The sequence below is a fragment of the Pseudoflavonifractor sp. HNCC25GI2 genome (genome assembly GCF_058136395.1).
Window position 1 is genome coordinate 296,863 of the sequence record NZ_JBYUOW010000003.1, and the last position, 19,797, is coordinate 316,659.

Here is a 19,797-nt window from a genome sequence, read left to right on the forward strand (position 1 = left end):
AGGCTCCTTTTCTTAGCGGTGTTCCCTGATTTCTGGTTCCTGCCATAAGGATATAAAACGAACCATAATTGAAGTTAAAAATAGCAAATTAAGTTGGAAGTGTGACGATTACCGACAGGGACATGCCGTCCGGACTTTCCGCCCGGATCTTTCCCTTGTGGGCCAGTACGATGCTTTTGGCAATGGACAGCCCCAAACCATAGCCGCCGGTTGAGCTGTTCCGGGATTGGTCTGTGCGATAAAAGCGATCAAAGAGATGGGGCAGCTTGTCCCGATCCATGGGCTGAACCGTGGTGTTGGACATGGTGAGAAGAACGGTCCGTCCCTGTTTTTCCAGGCGCAGCTCCAGATGCCCTCCGGCGGGGGAGTATGACGGAGCTGAGGCGTACGAGCAGCTGATTGCGGAGCCCTATGACTTGCTGATTCTGGATTTGAACCTTCCGGGAATGGACGGCCTGGAATTGCTGCGGCGCGTCCGGACGGAGCGGCCGGAACTGCGGGTGCTGATTCTGTCTGCCCGAGCCGGAATGTCAGACAAGGTAACAGGGCTGGATCTGGGGGCGGATGACTATCTGACCAAGCCCTTCGCATTGGAGGAGCTGGAGGCCAGGGTGCGTACCCTGCTGCGCCGGGAGTTTGTCCGCCGGGAATCTGTGGTGCGGGCGGGGGAATTGGCGCTGGACACCATCACGCGGGAGATTTCCGTGGCCGGCGAACCCCTTTCCCTGACACCCAGAGAATTTGAAATTTTGGAGCACCTGATGCTTGCACAGGGACGGTGGCTCAGCCAGGAAGCGCTGATGGAACATATCTGGGAGGCGGATGCCAATCCCTTCAGCAACGTCATTCGGATGCACATCTCGTCCCTGCGGAAAAAGCTGCGGGAGCGGCTGGGCTACGACCCCATTCAAACCAAGGTGGGCCAAGGCTATCGCCTGGCCGGGGAGAGAACGCGATGAAACGAACTGTATCTCTGCGACTGCAGGTCACGCTGGTGTGCGCGGCTCTGCTTGCCGTGTGCTGCCTGCTGCTTACCCTGACCAACGGCCTGTCCGCCATGCGGATGGCGGACAGCATCCAGGCTCTGCCTGTCCAGCCGGCACAGACTGTGCAGGAGGACAGCAATCTGCCCATGGTGGATCTGGAAGGAAGTGAACCCGTGCTCCAGGCGCGGCAGACCTTTCATGTTCAGAGTGTTCTGGCCGCTGCGGCCGTAGTGGCTGTGGGAGTTATACTGATCTATCTCCTGGTGGGGCGAACCCTCGCCCCGCTGGAAGCGCTGACCCGGCAGATTCGGGAACGAACCGCAGAGGACTTGGACAAGCCGCTGGAAATCTCCGGCAGCAGCGGCGAGGTGGTGGAACTGGCCCAGGCCTTCAACCAAATGTCCCGTCGGTTGGACCAGGTCTTCATCATGCAGAAAAACTTCTCCCACAATGCAGCCCATGAATTCCGCACCCCGCTGGCGGTGTTAAAAACCAGAATCGGCCTGTTTCGCAAGAAGGGGGACATGGGTCCGCAGGCAGTTCAGAAGTTTGTCCGGACCGTTGAGGGAGAGGTGGATCGCCTCTCTGCCATTGTGGGCAGCCTGCTGGAACTGACCAATCTGGAACAGAATGGGCATGAGGAACAGGTCACGGCCGATGGGCTGCTTCGGGAGGCCGTGGAGGAGATGGCCGTGCAGGCCAGAGCGCGGCGAATCTCCCTTTGCCTTGCGGTGGAGCCCTGCGAAGTAACGGGCGACCGGGCACTGCTCCGGCAGGCCGTGTCCAACCTGGTGGAAAATGTCGTCAAATATAGCCCGGATGGCAGCGAAGTGCAGCTCATCGCCCGCCGGGGAGAGGACTGTGTCATATTGGAGGTGACGGACCAGGGGCCTGGTATCCCGGAGGAATTGCAGGAGAGAGTGTTTGAGCCGTTCTTTCGGGTGGACGATGCCCGCTCCCGCCAACAGGGTGGTGCGGGACTGGGGCTTGCGCTGGTGCGGGCCATTGTGGAGGCGCATGGCGGTACGGTGTGTGTGGAAGAGAACGACGGGGGAGGAAGCCGGTTTGTGGTGAAGCTTCCAGCTGCCTGGAAATGATGGATTCGGCAGAGCCCGTCCGCAAGCGGCCCGCCAGAGCAGAAACACAAAGAAAGGGCAGGTACTGCAGCGCAGTACCTGCCCTTCCTGTTTCCTTTCTTTTATTCCTGCGCCGCTGCCACACGTTTCCTGATTTGCAGAAGCAGCAGTACCAGGCTGACGCCCAGCAGAATGTGTCCGATTCCGGCCATGCCGGAAATGGCTGCGCTCATGCCGGAGGACAGCGGAGTGCCCAGAACCTGAGTTATCCCCCGCACCACCAGCATCACAGCAGTCAGGTTCAGTCCCAGATGATAGAGAAACAGCACCCGGCCCGTTGTTGTTCCGGTGAAGGAAAGATTCTTCTCCAGCACAAGCAACAGCAGAAAGAACACCATACCCAGCAGGAAGTAATGGGTATGTACCACTGAGAGGGTGGTTTTGGCGGTAAAGCCGCTGAATTTGGTGAATTCCCGGTAGAATACGCCGCCTGCCATGGCGAGGATGGCATACAGCAGCGCGGCGTTGATATAGCGCTTCATGTGGGTTCCTCTCCTATCTGCATTCGTTCTTCATGGCGAAATATCCGATGAGCACCGTCCAGACGTAGGCGCAGGTCTTGGGAATCATCAGCATGCCGATGGGGGGAACAGCGTCCGCCCACAGCACCACCGGAATGTAAAAGCCAAAGCTCAATACGATGGTCAGCCACATCCAGCGGAACGCCCTGTCCCCATGCTCCCTGGCGCTGCGGTAAAACAGCACAATGACAAGAAGGCCCAGCAGGGCGAAGGGAATGTTGCGGTAGATGCCCCAGGAGAGGGGGGCGTCGGCGCTGAGCCACTGATTTTGCGGCATCATGCACAGCAGGATCCGCAGACCGGCCAGAATGTAGACTGCGGCGGTCAGGCCGCTTTGACCCTTGACGCGGTACCGCTGCCGCCACACATAGTAGAGCAGCACGTAGAAAATGGTCATGGTGACAGAGGTAATCCATTTCCCGAGCCCCAAGGCAGCGGTGTAGTGTTCCAGGCCTGTGGTGCAAAGAGCCACCGCCCGGGGGACCAGATGAAACGCGTCGCCCGCGCCCAGTACTACCGCCATAAGGCCGAACAAACGGAACTGCCGGTTTCCTTTGCTGCCCCGAATCATCCGGATTCCGATGGTAATGACGGTGATCAGATAGACCGCATCAAACAGAGTTTCCATAATTGCCTGCATGATTTACACTCCTTTTACTCCATTTTTGATTGGGTTGTGGCTGCGGCGAAAGCTGCCTTGCCGTAGTTCCGGCCAAACAGCAGCCCGGCCAGCAGAAGCGAAGCGCCCAGCCCGGTATAGAAGACGGCGATAAAACGATCCGGCGCAAATCCGCTTGCCCGCAGGCCGATACCGCCCGTCATCATGACGGCCATAATGGCAAAGGCCTTTTGGTCAAAGAATTTCAGAAAAAAGTGCCGTTCCTCCAAATAGTCGTGGATTCTGGCTGTATGCTTTTTCACCAGCTTTCCAAAAATAAACCGCTGAAACACAGCGAAAACCAGGATAGACAGCAGCGTGTTCAGCACCGTGAGATAGGCCGGGTAGGCCATCAAACCAATGCGGAGGATGTTGAACCCCGCTGCGCTCCACACCAGACAGGCCAGAAGCAGCAGGGTATTCCGTTTTACTTTCATTGTTTTGCTCCTTTAAGTGAACGATGTTCAATTTCTGGGGTATAAAATTCCCACAGCTTGGTGGGAATTTTAATAGAGGGTCCTGCGGACAATCTCCAGTACGGCCGAGGGGTCATAATCCTGCCGCAGCAGCGCGGACAGCATCAGGGAGAACAGGAGATCCGCAAATTTTTCCGCGGTAAATTGCTGGGTAAAGGCATCCAGCCGGACTTTGGTATCCCGCTGTAAAACAGAGCACAGCCCATCTAAAATGTGCTGCCAGGTCTGCTGCATCTTCTGTCTCCCGTCCGATTTGTCCTCCCCCAGGAAGCCCAGGGAGTGGAGGGTAAAAAAGCCGGGATACTGTTTGCAGCCGTATTCCATCCGTTCGTACAGCCAGGTAATACAGGCCTGGGTGTCCTGAAACACGGACCCATCCTCCGGGCGGTGGAAAATCTCACACCAGACGCTTTCCACCGTGGCGCTCATCAAAGCAGCTTTGGAATCAAAATAGTTATAGATGGAGCCCACCGAAACCCCGCAGGCCGCCGCCACCGAGCGGATATTGACAGCCGACCAGCCCTCCCGCTGGATCAGTTCCCGGCTGGTCTTCAGAATTTCCTCTTTGGATGTGACAATGGTATTCATCTGATCACCTCAATATGAACATTGTTCATTATAGGGATTTGTGTCTTCTTGTCAAGTGCTTTGTCAGTTTTGTGTTTCGGCAAACCGAGGATGTCTGTAACCTTTGGGGCGAAGAAGGCGTTCCTCCATGCGGCGCTCTTTGATTGTCAGATGGGGGTGTTTGTGATAGGATAAAGCCATGAAGAAACCCAATGAAGCAGAGCCGCCAGACGGGTCTGGCTTGGAAAGGAGAGCTATATGCCCCGTACAGACGTGACGCAGATGCCGTTTGCCAAACTCTACCCGCTGCTGGTGAACAAAGCCGGGAAAAAGGGCCGCAGCAGGGAAGAGGTGGACCAGGTGACCGCCTGGCTCACGGGTTACACCTCGGAGGACATTGCCCGGATGGAGCAGTCCGACCTCAGCTACGGGGACTTCTTCCGCAATGCCCCGGCCATGAATCCCAACCGGATGCGCATCACCGGCAAGGTATGTGGCGTCCGGGTAGAGGAGATAGAGGACCCGCTGATGCGGGAAATCCGGTACCTTGATAAGCTGGTGGACGAGCTGGCCAAGGGGAAGGCGATGGACCAGATTTTGAGAGCATAAATGAAATCCCCCTGTACTTCGACGAGCGAAGAGCAGGGGGATTGTTTGCGCTTTGGCTGGCGGAAGCAGTTACATCTGTCCCTTCCATACCCGGGCCAGAATGTCTTTGAGCACCAGCAGGGCGTCGGTGCTGTTGTAGCCGTAATCCACCCGCAGCTGGGTAAGCATCTCCCGCAGTCCGGGGGCGTAATCGTTGATGCGCACCGTGTTGTGATAGGTGGCCAGCACCGGGTACTTTTTGCTCCACACCTTGTTCCAGTCAATCCGGGCCTGGGCCTCGTCGCTGACGCTGTCAATCATCTGCTGGGCCTGTTGCTCGTCAAAGTCGTACTCAATGAGCTCGTCCAGAGTCATGTGGTAGAGCATAGCCAGCCCCTTGGACTGGCGGATGTCGGGCAGGGTCTCGTTGGTCTCCCACTTGGAGATGGTCTGGCGGCTGACCCCCAGCTTTTCCGCCACATTTTCCTGGGACAATCCGCTCTTTTTCCGGGCGTGATACAAACTGCTTCCCAAACTCATGATGGGTTCCTCCTGATGTTCCATATTCTGCGTCTCAGTATAGCGCCCGGGCGGCAAAAAATCCACCAAGAAAACCTGTCATCTTCGCCCGGTTTCCTGACATTTGCGCTGCGGGTGTGCTATACTGGAGAAAACGAAGCTGGGAGGGAACGGAATGACGAAGGAGGAATATCAGGCTGCCGCCCGCTATTGGGAGGAAAAGGACGCGGTCAGCGTCAAGCTGGAGCCGGGCAAGCTGCGGGCGATGGCGGGGGAATACATCCGGGCCAATAACACCTGCGCCCTGGCCACCGGGACCGGGGACTATGTACGCTGCACCCCCATTGAGTACGGCTGGCACGACGGAAGCTTCTGGATGTTCAGCGAGGGCGGAAAAAAGTTCATCGGCCTTGCGGAGAACCCCCATGTGTGCCTGGCCATTTATGACCGGTATGAGGGGTTTGGAAAATTGCATGGGATGCAGATCATGGGCCTTGCGGAGCTGGTAGAGCCCTTCAGCGAGGCGTACAAGGCCCACGCCGCATGGAAGAAAATCCCTTTGGACGCCCTGCGCAAGCTGCCCAGTCCCATGCACCTGATACGGGTCCGGCCTACCCGCATCGACTGCCTGTTCTCCGACTTCAAGGAGCTGGGCTGCGCCTCGCGGCAGACGCTGCTGCTGGAGGAAGGGTAGGAATCATCGCATTCCGAAAGGGAGAGAGGAGCGGACCATGATGCTCAAACAGATCTGGATGTCCCCGGACACCCGACGAAAAAGCCGGTACGGACTGCGCACGCTGGGCGGTATTTTGGGAATTGCGGTCCTGGTTCTGGTGCTGGTTGGCGGCGGGACGGTGCTGGGCTTTGCCATGGGCTGGCCGGCGGAGGCGTTTTCCGTGATTCTCTGCGTGGGGGTCACAGCACTGGGCGTCCTGTTGGCGATAAGGCTGGGCCACCGGGCCGTGGGGGATGCCACTGTCTTCTTTCTCACGGAGGAGGATCGGCTTTTTGCCATGGACGCCAGACGGCTGTCCTACCATGGCGGGAATGTCATTTCCTATGCGGAAGGGACGCTGGAGACCCAAAGCTTTCTGCGAACGCTGGCAAAAGCGCCCGGGATACCCGCCGGGGCGGATGAGATTCTGCGGGTGGAGCAGATAAAGGAAAACCCGTCCGACTACGCCTTGGTCTGCCGGGTCCGCCACCCCAACCGGCAGATCATTCGCCGTACCTATTTTCTGGCGAAGGGGATGGAGGACCAGGAACTGCTGCTGCGTCAGCTGGAGCGTCGGGAGCAAGGTGCCGGAGTGGAGGGGACGGAGAACCGAAAGCCCTTTTACATCCTGCTCAGTGGCCTGATCTGCTGTGGCTTTGGCGTCTTGTGTGTGCTGAGCCACCCCGCTGTGGACCAGCTTCCCCGAAGCATTTACTTCCCCTGCCTGGGTGCGGCCTTTGCGGCTTTGTGCTGTACGGTCTGGTTTGGAATCCGGCAGCACCGGGGCGAGTGAATTTCATCCTTCAGGAGGCAGAGCATGACCTATTCCAAGGAAGAACTGTTGGAGGCCAAACGGCAGATTGACTCCACCCTGCACAAGCTGCGGGAGACCGTCAAAACCCTGGGGGGCAAGGAAAATCCCACCCGCTGCAAGGCTCAGATTACCCTGGCCAAACGGCGCATCCAGGCCTTTACCATCGCGTGTTCGCTCATCCAGCGGGAGCTGGAACAGATGCCGGAATAACAGAAGAAACGCCCGGAGCCCCTGTGCTTGCAGAGACTCCGGGCGCTTTCCATTTATTCCAGGGTTCCGGCCTGGATGCGGCGCTTCAGGTCAAGGACCTTTTCCTCGATCCGGGCCATGACGGCGAGAAATTCCTTGTCCTCCTTGCCGCTGGGGTCCTCCAGCCCCCAGTCCTCCCGGTGGGAGCAGGGGAAGGTGGGGCACTGGACGTTGCAGCCCATGGTCACCACGATATCCACCGCCGGAAGTTCGGAGAGGGGCTTGTTGCGCTGGGTCTGCTCCATGTCGATGCCGTAGACCTGCTTCATCAGGCGCACTGCGTCGGGGTTAATCCGGGCGACGGGCTCCGTTCCGGCGGAGAAGCTTTCAAATACGTCCCCGGCCAGCCGTCTGCCCAGTGCCTCCGCCATCTGGCTGCGGCAGGAGTTGTGGACGCAGAGAAAGGCCACCTTGGGCTTTTTGTGATTTGCGGCCGAGAAGGGGCAGCGCTTGCCGATACACTGGTTGTTTTGGCCGCTGTAAGAGCAGACCGGGACGGTCCGCTCCATCTCCACCCCCAGATGGGTCCGAACAAAGTCCACGGCAGCCAGAATGGCCAGGAAGGAGTCCCGTTTGCAGCACCGGGGACCACCCGCCTTGCCGATGCGGTCCAGAGCCAGGGCGGTCATTTGATTGCTCAGGCCCCAGGGCTCCTGGGCCAGGGGGGTGGACTGGGTGACGATTGCCAGAAATTGCCCCGCGCTGATCCCCGCTCCGCAGGCGCCCCAAAAGCCGCAGGCCCCGCCGGGGACGGCTTTGCCCCGGTGATACATTTCGTGAAGTGCTGGCTCCAGGTCCACGCTGCCTCCGGTGTTTTTGTACGCCGTGAGCAGAGCCGCGCCCACCATCACATGGTGCTCCGGTCCGTGCATGTGACAGAATGGCTGGTCCATCATCCGCCGGACAATGGCCACGGGGTCGCTAGAAGTTTCAGAGAGGCAGAGCCCGAAGATGTGGTCCATTCCCTGGGTGTGGCAGTCATTGCACACATAGTGTCCCTTTATGCAGCGGGCTTTGCTGGCTTCCTTTTTGTGGCAGATGGCGCACTCCATCACCTGGTCCTGGACCAGGTATTCCAGCGGCGCCTTACAAATCAAACATTCTTCCTGATTCAAGTCTCCTTCTCCTCCCATTCCCGCAGAACGGCTAATTGCTGGGGCGTGTGAAACCAGTGTTCTCCGCACTCCATCACGGTGAGCTTTGCGTTGTGCTGACGGACATATTCTTCCGCCATTCGGCGGGGTGTCATGTTGTCCTGGCTTCCATAGAGAATGCGGACGGGGCAGGTCCAAGATTGGACCGGATGCTCCCGCACCCAACACAGGTACTTCCAGGACAGAGTCTGGCCGAAGGTGGTGGGGATCTCACCGTGCTCCTGCAGCAGCTCCTCCGTCACTCCTGCCCAGCCCATCATGGTCAAAATCAGACTCTCCATGTCCAGAATGGGGGAGACCAGCAGGGCGCGCGCCGGGGCGGCCCAAGCCAGCATGGCGAAGTAAGCACCGATGCTGTTGGCACGGAGAGAGACGGCCTTCCAGCGGTGCTTGGCCCAGTCCAGCGCCGCGCGAATGTCCGGCACCGCCGTCCATGGAGCAAATTCCTCACCCCGGTCCCGGCGCTCTCCGTGGCCGGGCAGGTCTATGGACAGTACCGCCATTCCTTTGGGGCAGACCACCTGGGCGAAGGCTTCCGCCTCCTCCTTGCAGCCCATCTGTCCATGGAGAAATAAATATCCTTGCTCCGCAGGTTCCCCATATAAAACGGCGGGAACCGTGCCGATTTGAATGTGCTGTGTTTTCATGGGCTTGCTGTTCCTTCCGTTAAGGCTGTAAGGATTCGCTCCAGCCCTGTCCCAAGGCCCTCAAAGCCTGCGCACCGGCTGGGGCGGGTATTGACCGCATGGTCTAACAGGGGTTGAGCCTGGTTGGCGGTGTCCAGACACAAATCCAGGGCCAGCACGTCCTCCCACGCCCGGTTGAGAAAGGCCACCTCCCGGCGGCCGTGGGTGCGGGTAAGCTTAAGGCCTTCCGCCCGCTCCAGATAGTCCTCTGACTGTGTGCGGGAAAAACCTGCGGCGGTGAGGCTCTCCAGCGCCCCCTCCCGGAATAGCCCGAAGACATCCGTCCACTGAAGGGGCGTCACATCGTAGCGGACAAAGGTATACCGGCTGTGGCAGTGGACCGCCAGCAGGCTCTTGCGGCCCCGCAGGTCAATGACATGGAGGTCCCAGCAGAAGCGCCGGTCCGGCTCAGTGCCATAGTCGGGCGTGCTGCACTTCAAAAATCGCTGCAGGGGAAAGGTCAGTCCCAGCTCCATCACGTCACCTCATGGGGGATGGTGATCTTCTCCACCTGAATGGTTCCGTCGGCCACGTCTGCCATCATCATGGTGATCTCCTGATGGAAGCGCCGGGGGCCGCAGGAGCCGGGGTTGAGCCAGAGCATGCCGCCCTTTTCCTCCTGTGCATATTTGTGGGAGTGGCCGAATACCACCACGTCCACGCCGGGGAGGTCCGCCGGCACCTCTTTTCGGTTGTGGACCATGTAAAAGGTCACACCGCCCAACGTCACGGTGAGGTCGTGGGGGATGGCCTCCGCCCACTCCTTGTCGTTGTTGCCACGGACGATGTGGAGCGGGGCGTACTGCCGCAACTCGTCCACAATGCTCTGCCGGTTGATGTCTCCGCCGTGGAGAATGGCATCAGCGGTTTTCAGATGCTCCACCACCTCCGGCCGCAGCAGGCCGTGGGTGTCAGAGAGAATTGCAAGCTTCATTTCTGTGTACCTCTGTCATAGGTTTCTATGAGATTTCGGTAAAATGTGCGGGCCTGTTCCAGGTCACGCTCGTTGGGGTGCCCCTTGGCGATGCCGCCCACCAGCTTGAAGGGCCCGAAGGTGTCGTAGCCCTTGCAGGAGAACTCGCCCAGCACCGGGCAGTGCTTTTCTGCGGCAATCTTTTCCAAAGCCTTGGAACCGCCGCCCTTGGCGCTGCCGTAGGTATAGACGAAGAACACCGGCTTTCCCTGGGGCAGATACTGACGGGCGAAGTCCAGAACGCTGGCGTGGAATTTCCCAAAGTAAATCCCGGAGGCAAAGCCCACGCAGTCGTAGTCCTCCAGCCGGACGGTTTGGCGAGCGGTCACGTCAATGAGGTCAATCTGGCCCTCCCGGGCCATTTCCTCCAAAACCTTCCGGGTGTTCCCGTGGTGGCGGGAGTAGCAGCAGATGGCAGTCTTCATGCGTGTTTGCCTCCCAAGGTCCAGCCAAAGTCGTTGTGGTAAATCATCTGGCGGGTCATGCCGCCGTCGATGCAGATGTTTTCTCCGGTGAGGAAGCCCGCCTTGTCCGAGCAGAGGTAGAGTACCATGTTGGCGATGTCCATGGGATTGCCCACCCGGCCGGCGGGATGCTGGGCCGCGTCAGAGCCCTGGTAGACGGTGTAGTCGGTGTCAATCCAGCCGGGGGAGATGGAATTGACCCGCACCTTGCCGGCAAGGCTTACCGCCAGCGCGTGAGTCAGGGCAGAGATGCCCCCTTTGGCGGCGGTGTAGCTCTCGGTTTGGGGCTGGCTCATCCGGTCTCGGGAGGAGGAGATGTTTACGATGGCCCCGCCGGGCGCAAAATGGGGTGCAAACAGCTTGCTAAGGTAGAAGGGGGCGGTCACGCCCACCCGCAGGGCGTAGTTGAACTCCTCGTAGGTGCAGTCTTCGATGCCCTTCATCAGGGGCAGGGCATTGTTGACTAAAAAGTCCACATGGCCGTAGTCTGCGACGACCTTGCGGGCGAAATCCTCCAGAACCGTTTGGTCGGAGAGGTCCCCCACATAGTAATCGTTGGGGAGCAGGTCTATGACGCAAACCTGGGCACCTTCCCGCCGAAATTCGTCTGCAATGGCTTTGCCGATGCCCCTTGCGCCGCCGGTAACCACGGCAACCTTGTGTTCAAACATGACAGCACCTCCTCACTCTGCGTCCTCGTCCAGGGCTTCCACCAAAAAGCTGACCGGACGGAAGCCGTCGTTGCAGGAGAGCATGGCGGACTTGGGGTTCTTCATCCAACCGTCGTAAAAGTTCTCTCCGCCGTGGCTCAGGGCCAGCACGAAGGGGGAGAGGGTGTCCCAGGCGCTTTGACAGAAGCCATCCGGCTTTTCCCAGCCGTTGGCGATGAAAACCTGTCCCACCTTCATGTCGCAGGCGTGGGAGATGGGATTTTCATACTGGGCCATCAGGTCCTCATATTGGGTTATGCGCATGACGGTAATTTTACATTTTTTCATATAAGGATGCCCTCACAGTGGTCGATTTCGTGTTGGATGATCTGAGCGGTCCAGCCGGTAAATGTTTTCAGCCGCTCCTGGAACTTCTCGTTCTGCCAGCGCACCTTGATGGACTTCCACCGTTTGGTCGGGCGGATGCCGGTGAGGGAGAGGCATCCTTCCTCGGTATGGTAGGGACCGGAGGTTTTGAGAATTTCCGGATTAAACATGACCATGTAAGTGCCTTCGTTGTCAAAGGCGATGATGCGCTTGTTCACGCCGATCATGTTGGCTGCCATGCCCACGCAGCCGTCCTTGTGGTGTTCCAGGGTCTCCAGCAGGTCGGCGGCAATCGGAAGATCATCCGGGGTGGCGGGCTCCGCCTTTTGGGCCAGAAAGGTCTCGTCTCTGCAGATTTCTCGAATCATGGTTGGTTCTCCTTGTGTTGTTGAATAACTTCCGCAATACTCTGGGCCGCAATGCGCGAGCCCAGTTCGTTGGGGTGAACGCCGTCGGCAGCATAGAGGTCCTGGGTTTTGGAACACTCATAAAACCTCCGGCCTGCATCGGCAATGAGAGCGTGGTTCTCACGGGCAGCTTTGTGGTAGACCTCAGATAGTTTTCGGGCCATCTCGTCATAGTCCCAGCCCTTGGCCGTCAGCTTTGTCCCGCCCTTCTGATAGGCCCAGGTGGCGTAAAGAATGGGAACAGCCCCATTTGCCCGAATCTGTTTGCAGAGCTGCTCCACGCTGGAAAAGAAGCTTTGGGAAGCAGTAATGGGGCCGTGGCTCATCTCCTGGAGGACCACATAGTTCCAGTGCTCATCACGCAGCGCTGCCTGTGTCTGTGCACCCAGTCTGGTTTTGGGGTTTAGCTGCTCCGACAGCCGCGCCCCGCCCCGGGTGTGATGCACCACTTCCGCACCGGTCAGCTCAGCCAGCATCTGAGGCATATGGTTGGTGGAGGTAAAGCTGTTGCCCAGCATTAAAATCCGCATGGTAACACTCCTGTCATCTGTCCAAACCCAGCACCGCCCGGAGCGCAGTCTCTGTAGCCCCCGGAAAATTTCTGCGTATCTGCTGGCCGATCAGTTCTCTGGACTGGGCAGGCTCCACCGAATAGGCGGAGGAGATGTGCTCATAGCCCCAAAGAGCCTCTGGTGTGCTGTAGACGGAGATGGGCCATCCGTAGGGCTGCCCCTTTTTGTTGCGGCGCTGCCGGAAGTCCCGGATCAGAAGATACCCTCCCATCTGCAGGTCCGTCACGGTGCCCTCAAAATTCTTTTCGCCCTCTTTGCCGAATCCGGCCAGGCGCTTGAGCTCAAAGGAATACAACTCATCCGGAACGGTAAACTGGTCCATGATATGCTTCTGGCGCAGACTGGCCAGTCCCTCGTCCCAGCGGCTGTCAAAGTCATAGCCGTCCCGCCGCCAGTTGGCAAAGTGGGGAAACCAGGCTTTGGAGATAAACCCGGCCTTCCGGCCAAAGAACTTGCCGTAGGCCACCTGTCCGCTGCGGGCAATGAGCTGCCGCCACTCCCAGGGGTCCTGCTCCGGGTCGCCGCTCCACCAGTAGAGGTCAGAGGTGTGCTCCTCGGCGGAAAAGCCGTCAATTTCATTTTTGAAGAGGGGCAGAAAACCAACTTCATCAATCCAATGGACCAGCTCCTGCCAGCTGCGGATGCGATAAGGGTCATCCCAACGGAGCCCGCGCATGATCCATGTGCCGTTTTCATTGGCCATGGTGCACACCTCCCTGTTCCGCTCGTTAAAGGCATTATAGCACGGCAGCGACGGAAATGCTATGGAGGCTGGATGGAAGAAGCCGCAATTCGGATACGGAGTACCCGAATTGCGGCTTTTCTTCGTGGTCAATATGTGCTTCGCGTCCGACAAGCGGCGGAGTGTTCGGAGGACAAGCTTGTGCTTGGTTCGTGTGCAGTGGGCGAAACAAAGAGGCCCCTCAGTCCTGTTTGCTGCCGTCCTGTGCTTTGGGCTTCATCCCCCAGAACACGACATTCATCACAATGACAATGAGCAGCACCACGGACATGGCCACCCAGAATCCCATGTCGATTCCCAAAAAGGAAGTGCGTCCAAACAGGTCCATCCACAGCTTAGACCAGAACATAGAAAATTCCTCCCAACGTCAAAGTAATTCGCCATAGTGGCGTACATAAGCTTTTTTCAGACTGGTGGCCAGCACCATATAGAGCAGAATACAGGGGATGAGGTAGGCAAAGTAGGCGGCAGGCAGAGCGACAAATCCCAGCACAGCGCCGAAGGGAGTGAAGGGGATGATGGTCAGCACGGCGATGCCGGTCAGGGTGAGCAGGGTCAGGGGAGCGGAGGCCCGGCTCTGGAGGAAGGGCAGCTTGGGGGTGCGGATCATGTGGATGACCAGGGTCTGGCTCCACATGGATTCCACAAACCAGCCCGCCTGGAAGAGACCAATGTACTTTGCCTGCATCAGGAGCAGCTCCGCGCCGCTGAAATGGGCGGCCAGGTCGTTGAAGAGCACGCCGCCGGAAACAAACATGGGGCAGAAGACAAAGTACATGAAAAGATAGGTGGTAAAGTCGAAGATGGAGCTGGTGGGCCCGAGCCAGAGCATGAAGTTGCCCACACTGGAGGCGTCCCACTTCCGGGGTTTGGAAATAAACTCCTCATCCACATTGTCCCAGGGAATGGCAGTGCAGGACAGGTCGTAAATGAGATTGAGGAAGATAAGGTGTACGCTCATCATGGGCAGGAAGGGCAGCAGGGCAGAGGCGGCCAGCACTGAGAACATGTTGCCGAAGTTGGAGGAAGCGGTCATCTTGATGTATTTGATCATGTTGGCGTAGGTCTTGCGCCCCTCGATGATGCCCTGCTCCAGCACCATCAGGTCCTTTTCCAACAGGATGATGTCCGCCGACTCCTTGGCCACATCCACCGCGGTGTCCACGGAGATGCCGATGTCGGCAGCCTTCATGGCGGCGGCGTCGTTGATGCCGTCCCCCATAAAGCCCACGGTGTGTCCGCTTTCCCGCAGCACCGAAACTACCCGAGCCTTCTGGTCGGGGGTGAGCTTGGCAAACACATCGGTGGACTCGGCCGCCCTTGCCAGCTCCTGGTCGCTCATGGCGTCCAGGTCGGAGCCCAGCAGCATGTTGCGCACCTTCAGGCCCACCTGCTTGCAGATGGTACGGGTCACCTTGTCGTTGTCACCGGTGAGAATTTTGGTGGTCACACCGTGGCGCTTCAGCGCCCGGATGGCGTCGGCCGTGGACTCCTTGGGCGGGTCCAGGAAAGCCAGGTAGCCAATGAGCACCATGTCCCGTTCGTCCTTGACCCCGAAGGCTCCTACAGGAGAGGGGTTGCTCTTTTGAGCGATGACCAGCACACGAAAGCCCTTGTCATTGAGAGCATCCACCGTCTCGAGAATCCGCTGCCGCACCTCGCCGGTCAGCGGCTGGACGCCGCCGTCGCACTCAGCAAAGGAGCAGATGGAGAGCATCTCCTCCACAGCGCCCTTGGTTACCATCTGGGTCTTTCCGGCCCGGTCCTGAACCACGGTACTCAGCCGCCGGCGGGCAAAGTCAAAGGGAATTTCATCCACCTTTACATAGTGCTCCGATAGGTCCACCAGCCGGGGGTCCTCCGCCTCGGCCTCCTCCGTTTTGCGGATGATGGCCAGGTCCATGAGATTCTTGTAGCCGGTCTGGAAATAGCTGTTGAGGTAGGCGTGGCGAAGTACCCGGGTGTCGTCCTCGCCGTTTACATTGAGGTGGTATTCCAGCACCACCTGGTCCTGGGTCAGGGTTCCGGTCTTGTCGGTGCACAGAATGTCGATGGCGCCGAAGTTCTGGATAGAGTTGAGGTTCTTGACGATGGTCTGCTTCTTGCTCATGGACACCGCGCCCTTGGCCAGGCAGGTGGTCACAATCATGGGCAGCATTTCCGGGGTCAGACCCACGGCGATGGAGATGCCAAAAAGGAAGGCATCCAGCCAGTCCCCCTTGGTGAGGCCGTTGATGCAGAAGACCAGGGGAACCATCACCAGCATGAAGCGGATGAGCACCCAGGAGACGGCGTTTACCCCCTTTGTAAAGCTGGTTTCCGCCGCTTCTCCCGCCACTGCGGAGGCCATGGAGCCAAAGAGCGTGTCGTCTCCCACGCAGACCGCCACGGCGACGGCGCTGCCGGAGACCACGCTGCTGCCCATAAAGGCAATGTCGGTATAATCCGTAGTGCTCTCCTTGACCTCATTTGCCTGGGGCTGCTTCTCCACCGGCTCGCTTTCGCCGGTGAGGCTGGCCTGGCTGACAAACAGGTCCTTGGCCTCCAGAATGCGTACATCGGCGGGAATCATGTCTCCGGCGGACAGGTGAACAATGTCGCCCACCACCAGCTCATCCATGGGAATTTCCACGTGTTCCTGTCCCTTGCGGGTCACCGTGCAGGTGGTGGTGATCATGGCCAGCAGCTTTTCCGCCGCGCTGCCGCTTCGGGATTCCTGAACAAAGCGTAGGGTGCCGGAGATGATGACCATGGTGAGGATAATGACCACGGTGAGGCAGTCAAAATCCTCCGGCACACTGCCGAAGAGGGAGAACATTGGAAATACCATGTCCGTCATGGTGGACACCAGGGCCAGGCAGAGCAGAATGGCGGTAAAGGGATTGACAAATGCGCCTGCCAGCCGTCTGGGCAGGGATTTTTTCTTCTCGTGGGTCACCTTGTTGCTGCCGTATTTGGCCCGGCTGGCGGTGACGGCCTCCGGGTCAAGCCCGCTCAGCGGCGCTTGAAGCGCACGGAGAAGAGCCTTCACCGGGGCGGTTGCTGCGTCCTGAATGCGGCGGTTCTGTTCATCACGGAGGACAGCCTGCTGGGCTGCCTGGCGCGCCGAACGGCGCGTTTCATTTCTGTTCATGGTTTCTTACCTCCTTGTATGGGTTCAAGGCGGTACAGTGGATGGGAGCCGGAACTCCATGTGCGCTGCACTGTACCAAACTTCGCGGACTGCCGTCAGAATCCATGTTGTTCCCTCCCTTCCTGCGTCCTAAATGAGTATAAAAAAACCGCAAGAAAAATCACATGGTCAAAACCTTGCGATTTTCTTGCGATTTGGTCAGAATTTGAATTTACAGCTTGTCGCTGAATTTGTATCCGATGCCCCAGATGGTCAGGATATACCGGGGGGCGTCGGGGTTGGGCTCAATTTTCTTCCGCAGCTTTCGGATGAAGGCCATAATGTTGCTGTCATCCAGTAAGTAGTCGCTCTCCCATACGGCCTGGTAAATCTGTTCCTTGGTAAATACCTCGCCCCGGTTGCGGGCCAGAAAATACAGAATATCAAACTCCTTGGGCGTTAAGGAAATTTCTGTACCGTCCCGGCTGACTCTGCGAAGCCTCAGGTCGATGGAGAGGTCACCGCAGCGGAGGATGTCCTCGGACACGGCCTCATGTTCGCCATCTCCCAGCTCCAGCATGAGGGACTCGGTGCTGCCGGTCATCAGGTCCCCCAACCCTTCCAGCAGATCCTGAGCGGCGCGGGAGCGGGGCGCGGTGGGGAGTGCATCGGCAAGCCAGCGCGCAAGGGAGAAATCCAGCGTGATAAATCCGATGTGTTTTTTCATCACAGATTCCTCCTCTCTTACAAAAGCTCATGGCAGCGGCGGATATACCAGCCTTTGGCCAGCGTGACCCAAAGCAGATACAGGGAGACAACGGCGGCCAGAAAGCCGAAATAGACTGGGGGCAGCGGGGTGAGGCCCAGCAGTCTGCCCGCCGGGGTAAAGGTCAGAACGGTAAAGAACAGGGTGCCCAGCAGGGTAACCCACATCACCGGACGGGAGGGCCTGCTTTGCAGCAGCGGCACCTTGGGTGTGCGCAGCAGATGCAGAATCAGCACCTGGGTCCACATGGATTCCAGAAACCACCCGGTTTGGAAGAGAGCAATGAAGGAAAGCTCCCTGCCGCTCCCCACCAGGGAGGCGAAGCTTCCCCCGCACACGGCGGGACACAGCACAAAGAACAGATACGAAAAGGTGAGGATGTCAAAAAAAGAGCTGATGGGGCCGAAGAACCGCATAAAGCGGCCCAGGGTCCTGCCGGACCACTCCAGGGGCCGGGCACAGGTCTCCTCGTCCACATGGTCCCAGGGGAGAACCAGACACAGGATATCATAGAGGAGGTTCAGCAGCAAGAGCTGCAGCGATGTCATGGGGAAGAAGGGCAGAAATACGCTGGCAACCACAATGGAGAGAATGTTGCCGAAATTGGAGGAGGCCGTAATCTTGATGTACTTGGACACGTTGGCAAAGGCCCTGCGGCCCTCCTGAATTCCCTCCTCCAGCACATTCAGATCCTTTTTCAGCAGAATGACATCCGCGCCTTCCTTGACGGCCTCCGCTGCGGTGTCCACGGATATGCCCACATCCGCCTCCACGATGGCGGGCAGGTCGTTCATGCCGTCCCCCAAAAAGCCGACCGTATGTCCATTGGCCCGGAGGTGCTGCACGATCTGTACCTTCTGTTTGGGGGACAGCTCCGCAAACAGGGTGGTGCGCTCAATTTTGATGGGGAGCTCATCCTCACCCAGCTGCTCCAGCTCCCGGCCGGTCAGTGCCTGAGCGGTGTCGATGCCCAGTCTCCGGCACACGGAAACGGCAATATCCCGGTGATCTCCAGTCAGCACCCGCACGCCCACATGGAGCTGCTGCAGCTTTTGAATAGCTCCGGCGGCGCTCTCCTTGGACGCGTCAAAAAAGGCCAGATAGCCCAGCAGAATGAAGTCGTGCTCGTCTGCCGGTGACAGTGTCGTCTTTCTCAGGGGCTTATAGGCCACTGCCAGTACCTTCATCCCGTCTTCCAGCATCTCGTCCACAATGGCCCGGACACTTTCGGTTTGGTCACCGGATATCTGGTGGCGCTCGCCTTTGTACTCCACGCTGCTGCACCGGCGGCATACCTCGTCAATGCTGCCCTTGATGAGCAGCAGGTTTTCGTCCCCGTGCTGCACCAGAACGCTGGCAAACCGCCGCTCATAGTCAAAGGGCAGCTCGTCCAGCTTGCTGTGGCGGGCAGCCAATGCCTGAAAGTACGGCTCTCGGCCTGGCATCCGGCGGCACTGGAGAAGCGCGCTGTCCAGGTGGTTTTTTACTCCGGTGTGATAGAGGCTGTTCAGATAGGCAAAATCCAGAACCCTTTGGCTCTCGTTGCCCAGGATATCCATGTAATATTCCAGCGTGATTTCGTCTCCGGTCAAGGTACCGGTCTTATCCACACAAAGGATATCCATGCTGCCGAAGCCCTGCATGGCGTTGATGTTCTTTACCACGGTCTGCTTTTTTCCCATAGCCGCGCTGCCTTTGGCCAGACAGGCGTTGATGACCATGGGGAGCATTTCCGGCGTCAGACCCACGGCAACCGACAGAGCGAACAGAAATGCGGAGACCCAGTCACCCTTTGTCAGGCCGCAGGCAATCAGCACCACCGGAATCAAAACCGTCATAAAGCGGATGAGGACCCATGCAATGGAGTTGGCACCCTGGTCGAACCCGTTTTTTCGGGGGGATTCCGCCCCGGCAAAGCCGCCGTAAACGGTGTCTTCCCCCACGGCCAGAACCACGCCCTCGCCGCTGCCCCCGGTGAGGGCGGAGCCCATAAAAACGAGGTTGCGGTACCCGGCATAGGATTGGGCCTGCCCCTGGGGGAGTGTGTCAGTGTTTTTTTCCAGAATTTCGCTCTCGCCCGTGATGACCGATTGGGAAACAAACAAATCCTTGGCCGCAGTCAGCCGGATGTCGGCCGGGACACGGTCTCCGGCGGACAGACGGACCAGATCGCCCACCACCAGCTCGGTGGAGGAGACTCTGGTCCACGTTCCGTTCCTGCGCACCAGCACCGTGGAAGCGATCATCCCTGTGAGGCGGTCCGCAATGCGCTTTGCCCGCAGCTCCTGAGTGAACCGTACCGCACCGCTGGTGAGCAGCATACACAGAATAATGACGACGGTGGTGATGTTGCGGCTGAAGTTGGAGGCCAATACCACATCGGTCAAAAAGGAAATGCAGGCCAATACAAATAAGATGATGGTGAACGGGTTAAGAAAGGCCCGCCGCAAACGGTAGAGTACTGTGTCCGAGGCCCGGCCTGAGAGACGGTTTGTCCCGTATTGTGCCCGGCTTTCTTCTGCCTGAGCGTCGCTGTAACCTTGATCAGAAATGTGAAAATCCCGGTACAGCGTATCGATGTCCATGTATGCATACTCAAGGACACGCCGATGGGCGATTGGACTTGCTTTCATAGCCTCACCTCCGCAGGATTTT

General features: G+C 58.5%; 26 protein-coding genes and 1 pseudogene. 6 read left to right on the top strand and 21 right to left on the bottom strand.

What is annotated here, in order from left to right; all coding sequences use genetic code 11:
• Positions 1 to 88: 88 nt before the first annotated feature.
• Complete coding sequence (locus AC3YUO_RS06275; protein WP_489962232.1) at positions 89 to 400, bottom strand: sensor histidine kinase; 312 nt, start codon at positions 398 to 400, stop codon at positions 89 to 91.
• Here AC3YUO_RS06275 and AC3YUO_RS06280 point away from each other — a divergent pair.
• Positions 303 to 959, top strand: coding sequence for a response regulator transcription factor (locus AC3YUO_RS06280; RefSeq protein ID WP_489962176.1), 657 nt, complete (start codon positions 303 to 305; stop codon positions 957 to 959). The genes AC3YUO_RS06275 and AC3YUO_RS06280 overlap by 98 nt on opposite strands.
• Positions 956 to 2,083 carry a sensor histidine kinase gene (locus AC3YUO_RS06285; RefSeq protein ID WP_489962177.1) on the top strand — a complete coding sequence of 376 codons (1,128 nt, stop codon included), beginning with the start codon at positions 956 to 958 and terminating at the stop codon, positions 2,081 to 2,083. Before AC3YUO_RS06280 ends, AC3YUO_RS06285 begins: the two co-directional genes overlap by 4 nt.
• Before the next feature lie 101 nt (positions 2,084 to 2,184).
• On the opposite strand, the gene AC3YUO_RS06290 is transcribed toward AC3YUO_RS06285, so the two are convergent.
• From AC3YUO_RS06290 to AC3YUO_RS06305, 4 genes are all read right to left on the bottom strand, one after another.
• Positions 2,185 to 2,604 carry a DUF2871 domain-containing protein gene (locus AC3YUO_RS06290; RefSeq protein ID WP_489962178.1) on the bottom strand — a complete coding sequence of 140 codons (420 nt, stop codon included), beginning with the start codon at positions 2,602 to 2,604 and terminating at the stop codon, positions 2,185 to 2,187.
• A gap of 13 nt (positions 2,605 to 2,617) precedes the next feature.
• Positions 2,618 to 3,283 (bottom strand): hypothetical protein, encoded by a 666-nt coding sequence (locus tag AC3YUO_RS06295; RefSeq protein ID WP_489962179.1) that lies wholly within the window; start codon positions 3,281 to 3,283, stop codon positions 2,618 to 2,620.
• Positions 3,284 to 3,297: 14 nt separating this feature from the next.
• Complete coding sequence (locus AC3YUO_RS06300) at positions 3,298 to 3,738, bottom strand: hypothetical protein (protein WP_489962180.1); 441 nt, start codon at positions 3,736 to 3,738, stop codon at positions 3,298 to 3,300.
• Positions 3,739 to 3,807: 69 nt separating this feature from the next.
• A complete protein-coding gene (locus tag AC3YUO_RS06305) occupies positions 3,808 to 4,365 on the bottom strand; it encodes a TetR/AcrR family transcriptional regulator (RefSeq protein ID WP_489962181.1) in 558 nt (185 codons plus the stop codon).
• A 237-nt stretch (positions 4,366 to 4,602) separates the two neighbouring features.
• On the opposite strand from AC3YUO_RS06305, the gene AC3YUO_RS06310 reads away from it, so the two are divergent.
• Entirely contained in the window at positions 4,603 to 4,953 is a 351-nt protein-coding gene (locus AC3YUO_RS06310; RefSeq protein WP_489962182.1) for a DUF2200 domain-containing protein, read from the top strand.
• Positions 4,954 to 5,022: 69 nt separating this feature from the next.
• On the opposite strand, the gene AC3YUO_RS06315 is transcribed toward AC3YUO_RS06310, so the two are convergent.
• On the bottom strand, positions 5,023 to 5,472 hold the full coding sequence (locus tag AC3YUO_RS06315; protein ID WP_489962183.1) for a helix-turn-helix transcriptional regulator: 450 nt from the start codon (positions 5,470 to 5,472) through the stop codon (positions 5,023 to 5,025).
• Positions 5,473 to 5,626: 154 nt separating this feature from the next.
• On the opposite strand from AC3YUO_RS06315, the gene AC3YUO_RS06320 reads away from it, so the two are divergent.
• The 3 genes from AC3YUO_RS06320 to AC3YUO_RS06330 are packed head-to-tail and all read left to right on the top strand — an operon-like array spanning position 5,627 to position 7,190.
• Positions 5,627 to 6,145, top strand: coding sequence for a pyridoxamine 5'-phosphate oxidase family protein (locus tag AC3YUO_RS06320; protein ID WP_489962184.1), 519 nt, complete (start codon positions 5,627 to 5,629; stop codon positions 6,143 to 6,145).
• Positions 6,146 to 6,182: 37 nt separating this feature from the next.
• The gene (locus tag AC3YUO_RS06325) at positions 6,183 to 6,959 is read left to right on the top strand and encodes a hypothetical protein (protein ID WP_489962185.1); all 777 of its coding nucleotides are present in this window, start codon (positions 6,183 to 6,185) and stop codon (positions 6,957 to 6,959) included.
• 24 nt (positions 6,960 to 6,983) lie between these two features.
• Complete coding sequence (locus AC3YUO_RS06330; protein ID WP_489962186.1) at positions 6,984 to 7,190, top strand: hypothetical protein; 207 nt, start codon at positions 6,984 to 6,986, stop codon at positions 7,188 to 7,190.
• A gap of 53 nt (positions 7,191 to 7,243) precedes the next feature.
• Here AC3YUO_RS06330 and AC3YUO_RS06335 read toward each other — a convergent pair whose 3' ends face one another.
• From AC3YUO_RS06335 to mgtA (AC3YUO_RS06405), 15 genes and pseudogenes are all read right to left on the bottom strand, one after another.
• Entirely contained in the window at positions 7,244 to 7,687 is a 444-nt protein-coding gene (locus tag AC3YUO_RS06335; RefSeq protein ID WP_489962233.1) for an arsenate reductase ArsC, read from the bottom strand.
• Positions 7,679 to 8,362: pseudogene (locus tag AC3YUO_RS06340) on the bottom strand (DUF5714 domain-containing protein); the annotation flags it as partial. The pseudogene AC3YUO_RS06340 and the gene AC3YUO_RS06335, both read right to left, overlap by 9 nt.
• Entirely contained in the window at positions 8,341 to 9,030 is a 690-nt protein-coding gene (locus AC3YUO_RS06345) for an alpha/beta hydrolase (RefSeq protein ID WP_489962187.1), read from the bottom strand. The pseudogene AC3YUO_RS06340 and the gene AC3YUO_RS06345, both read right to left, overlap by 22 nt.
• Entirely contained in the window at positions 9,027 to 9,545 is a 519-nt protein-coding gene (locus tag AC3YUO_RS06350) for a DUF6933 domain-containing protein (protein ID WP_489962188.1), read from the bottom strand. Before AC3YUO_RS06350 ends, AC3YUO_RS06345 begins: the two co-directional genes overlap by 4 nt.
• Positions 9,545 to 10,003, bottom strand: coding sequence for a metallophosphoesterase family protein (locus AC3YUO_RS06355; RefSeq protein ID WP_489962189.1), 459 nt, complete (start codon positions 10,001 to 10,003; stop codon positions 9,545 to 9,547). The genes AC3YUO_RS06350 and AC3YUO_RS06355 overlap by 1 nt, the downstream gene beginning before the upstream one ends.
• A complete protein-coding gene (locus AC3YUO_RS06360; protein WP_489962190.1) occupies positions 10,000 to 10,467 on the bottom strand; it encodes a flavodoxin family protein in 468 nt (155 codons plus the stop codon). The genes AC3YUO_RS06355 and AC3YUO_RS06360 overlap by 4 nt, the downstream gene beginning before the upstream one ends.
• Positions 10,464 to 11,177 (bottom strand): SDR family oxidoreductase, encoded by a 714-nt coding sequence (locus tag AC3YUO_RS06365; protein WP_489962191.1) that lies wholly within the window; start codon positions 11,175 to 11,177, stop codon positions 10,464 to 10,466. Before AC3YUO_RS06365 ends, AC3YUO_RS06360 begins: the two co-directional genes overlap by 4 nt.
• Positions 11,178 to 11,189: 12 nt before the next feature.
• Positions 11,190 to 11,504: a TIGR04076 family protein gene (locus tag AC3YUO_RS06370; RefSeq protein ID WP_110440847.1), complete on the bottom strand. Its 315-nt coding sequence runs from the start codon at positions 11,502 to 11,504 to the stop codon at positions 11,190 to 11,192.
• Positions 11,501 to 11,911: a peptide deformylase gene (locus tag AC3YUO_RS06375; RefSeq protein WP_489962192.1), complete on the bottom strand. Its 411-nt coding sequence runs from the start codon at positions 11,909 to 11,911 to the stop codon at positions 11,501 to 11,503. The genes AC3YUO_RS06370 and AC3YUO_RS06375 overlap by 4 nt, the downstream gene beginning before the upstream one ends.
• Positions 11,908 to 12,480 (bottom strand): SGNH/GDSL hydrolase family protein, encoded by a 573-nt coding sequence (locus tag AC3YUO_RS06380; protein WP_489962193.1) that lies wholly within the window; start codon positions 12,478 to 12,480, stop codon positions 11,908 to 11,910. Before AC3YUO_RS06380 ends, AC3YUO_RS06375 begins: the two co-directional genes overlap by 4 nt.
• Before the next feature lie 13 nt (positions 12,481 to 12,493).
• On the bottom strand, positions 12,494 to 13,225 hold the full coding sequence (locus AC3YUO_RS06385) for an AlkZ-related protein (RefSeq protein WP_489962194.1): 732 nt from the start codon (positions 13,223 to 13,225) through the stop codon (positions 12,494 to 12,496).
• Positions 13,226 to 13,445: 220 nt separating this feature from the next.
• On the bottom strand, positions 13,446 to 13,613 hold the full coding sequence (locus tag AC3YUO_RS06390) for a hypothetical protein (protein WP_489962195.1): 168 nt from the start codon (positions 13,611 to 13,613) through the stop codon (positions 13,446 to 13,448).
• Positions 13,614 to 13,631: 18 nt separating this feature from the next.
• Complete coding sequence (gene mgtA, locus AC3YUO_RS06395) at positions 13,632 to 16,397, bottom strand: magnesium-translocating P-type ATPase (protein ID WP_489962196.1); 2,766 nt, start codon at positions 16,395 to 16,397, stop codon at positions 13,632 to 13,634.
• Between the two features lie 211 nt (positions 16,398 to 16,608).
• Positions 16,609 to 17,103 carry a winged helix-turn-helix domain-containing protein gene (locus AC3YUO_RS06400; RefSeq protein WP_489962197.1) on the bottom strand — a complete coding sequence of 165 codons (495 nt, stop codon included), beginning with the start codon at positions 17,101 to 17,103 and terminating at the stop codon, positions 16,609 to 16,611.
• A 17-nt stretch (positions 17,104 to 17,120) separates the two neighbouring features.
• Complete coding sequence (mgtA, locus tag AC3YUO_RS06405; RefSeq protein WP_489962198.1) at positions 17,121 to 19,775, bottom strand: magnesium-translocating P-type ATPase; 2,655 nt, start codon at positions 19,773 to 19,775, stop codon at positions 17,121 to 17,123.
• Positions 19,776 to 19,797 lie beyond the last annotated feature (22 nt).

What these genes read in the sequence shown, in the direction of transcription:
- AC3YUO_RS06280 (WP_489962176.1), top strand. Translation starts at nt 303, where the DNA reads ATGGTGAGAAGAACGGTCCGTCCCTGTTTTTCCAGGCGCAGCTCCAGA.
- AC3YUO_RS06400 (WP_489962197.1), bottom strand. Translation starts at nt 17,103, where the DNA reads ATGAAAAAACACATCGGATTTATCACGCTGGATTTCTCCCTTGCGCGC.
- AC3YUO_RS06355 (WP_489962189.1), bottom strand. Translation starts at nt 10,003, where the DNA reads ATGAAGCTTGCAATTCTCTCTGACACCCACGGCCTGCTGCGGCCGGAG.
- AC3YUO_RS06370 (WP_110440847.1), bottom strand. Translation starts at nt 11,504, where the DNA reads ATGAAAAAATGTAAAATTACCGTCATGCGCATAACCCAATATGAGGAC.
- AC3YUO_RS06325 (WP_489962185.1), top strand. Translation starts at nt 6,183, where the DNA reads ATGATGCTCAAACAGATCTGGATGTCCCCGGACACCCGACGAAAAAGC.
- AC3YUO_RS06380 (WP_489962193.1), bottom strand. Translation starts at nt 12,480, where the DNA reads ATGCGGATTTTAATGCTGGGCAACAGCTTTACCTCCACCAACCATATG.
- AC3YUO_RS06345 (WP_489962187.1), bottom strand. Translation starts at nt 9,030, where the DNA reads ATGAAAACACAGCACATTCAAATCGGCACGGTTCCCGCCGTTTTATAT.
- AC3YUO_RS06330 (WP_489962186.1), top strand. Translation starts at nt 6,984, where the DNA reads ATGACCTATTCCAAGGAAGAACTGTTGGAGGCCAAACGGCAGATTGAC.
- AC3YUO_RS06385 (WP_489962194.1), bottom strand. Translation starts at nt 13,225, where the DNA reads ATGGCCAATGAAAACGGCACATGGATCATGCGCGGGCTCCGTTGGGAT.
- AC3YUO_RS06390 (WP_489962195.1), bottom strand. Translation starts at nt 13,613, where the DNA reads ATGTTCTGGTCTAAGCTGTGGATGGACCTGTTTGGACGCACTTCCTTT.
- AC3YUO_RS06350 (WP_489962188.1), bottom strand. Translation starts at nt 9,545, where the DNA reads ATGGAGCTGGGACTGACCTTTCCCCTGCAGCGATTTTTGAAGTGCAGC.
- AC3YUO_RS06300 (WP_489962180.1), bottom strand. Translation starts at nt 3,738, where the DNA reads ATGAAAGTAAAACGGAATACCCTGCTGCTTCTGGCCTGTCTGGTGTGG.
- AC3YUO_RS06365 (WP_489962191.1), bottom strand. Translation starts at nt 11,177, where the DNA reads ATGTTTGAACACAAGGTTGCCGTGGTTACCGGCGGCGCAAGGGGCATC.
- AC3YUO_RS06310 (WP_489962182.1), top strand. Translation starts at nt 4,603, where the DNA reads ATGCCCCGTACAGACGTGACGCAGATGCCGTTTGCCAAACTCTACCCG.
- mgtA (WP_489962196.1), bottom strand. Translation starts at nt 16,397, where the DNA reads ATGAACAGAAATGAAACGCGCCGTTCGGCGCGCCAGGCAGCCCAGCAG.
- AC3YUO_RS06295 (WP_489962179.1), bottom strand. Translation starts at nt 3,283, where the DNA reads ATGCAGGCAATTATGGAAACTCTGTTTGATGCGGTCTATCTGATCACC.
- AC3YUO_RS06305 (WP_489962181.1), bottom strand. Translation starts at nt 4,365, where the DNA reads ATGAATACCATTGTCACATCCAAAGAGGAAATTCTGAAGACCAGCCGG.
- AC3YUO_RS06320 (WP_489962184.1), top strand. Translation starts at nt 5,627, where the DNA reads ATGACGAAGGAGGAATATCAGGCTGCCGCCCGCTATTGGGAGGAAAAG.
- AC3YUO_RS06375 (WP_489962192.1), bottom strand. Translation starts at nt 11,911, where the DNA reads ATGATTCGAGAAATCTGCAGAGACGAGACCTTTCTGGCCCAAAAGGCG.
- AC3YUO_RS06360 (WP_489962190.1), bottom strand. Translation starts at nt 10,467, where the DNA reads ATGAAGACTGCCATCTGCTGCTACTCCCGCCACCACGGGAACACCCGG.
- AC3YUO_RS06290 (WP_489962178.1), bottom strand. Translation starts at nt 2,604, where the DNA reads ATGAAGCGCTATATCAACGCCGCGCTGCTGTATGCCATCCTCGCCATG.
- mgtA (WP_489962198.1), bottom strand. Translation starts at nt 19,775, where the DNA reads ATGAAAGCAAGTCCAATCGCCCATCGGCGTGTCCTTGAGTATGCATAC.
- AC3YUO_RS06285 (WP_489962177.1), top strand. Translation starts at nt 956, where the DNA reads ATGAAACGAACTGTATCTCTGCGACTGCAGGTCACGCTGGTGTGCGCG.
- AC3YUO_RS06315 (WP_489962183.1), bottom strand. Translation starts at nt 5,472, where the DNA reads ATGAGTTTGGGAAGCAGTTTGTATCACGCCCGGAAAAAGAGCGGATTG.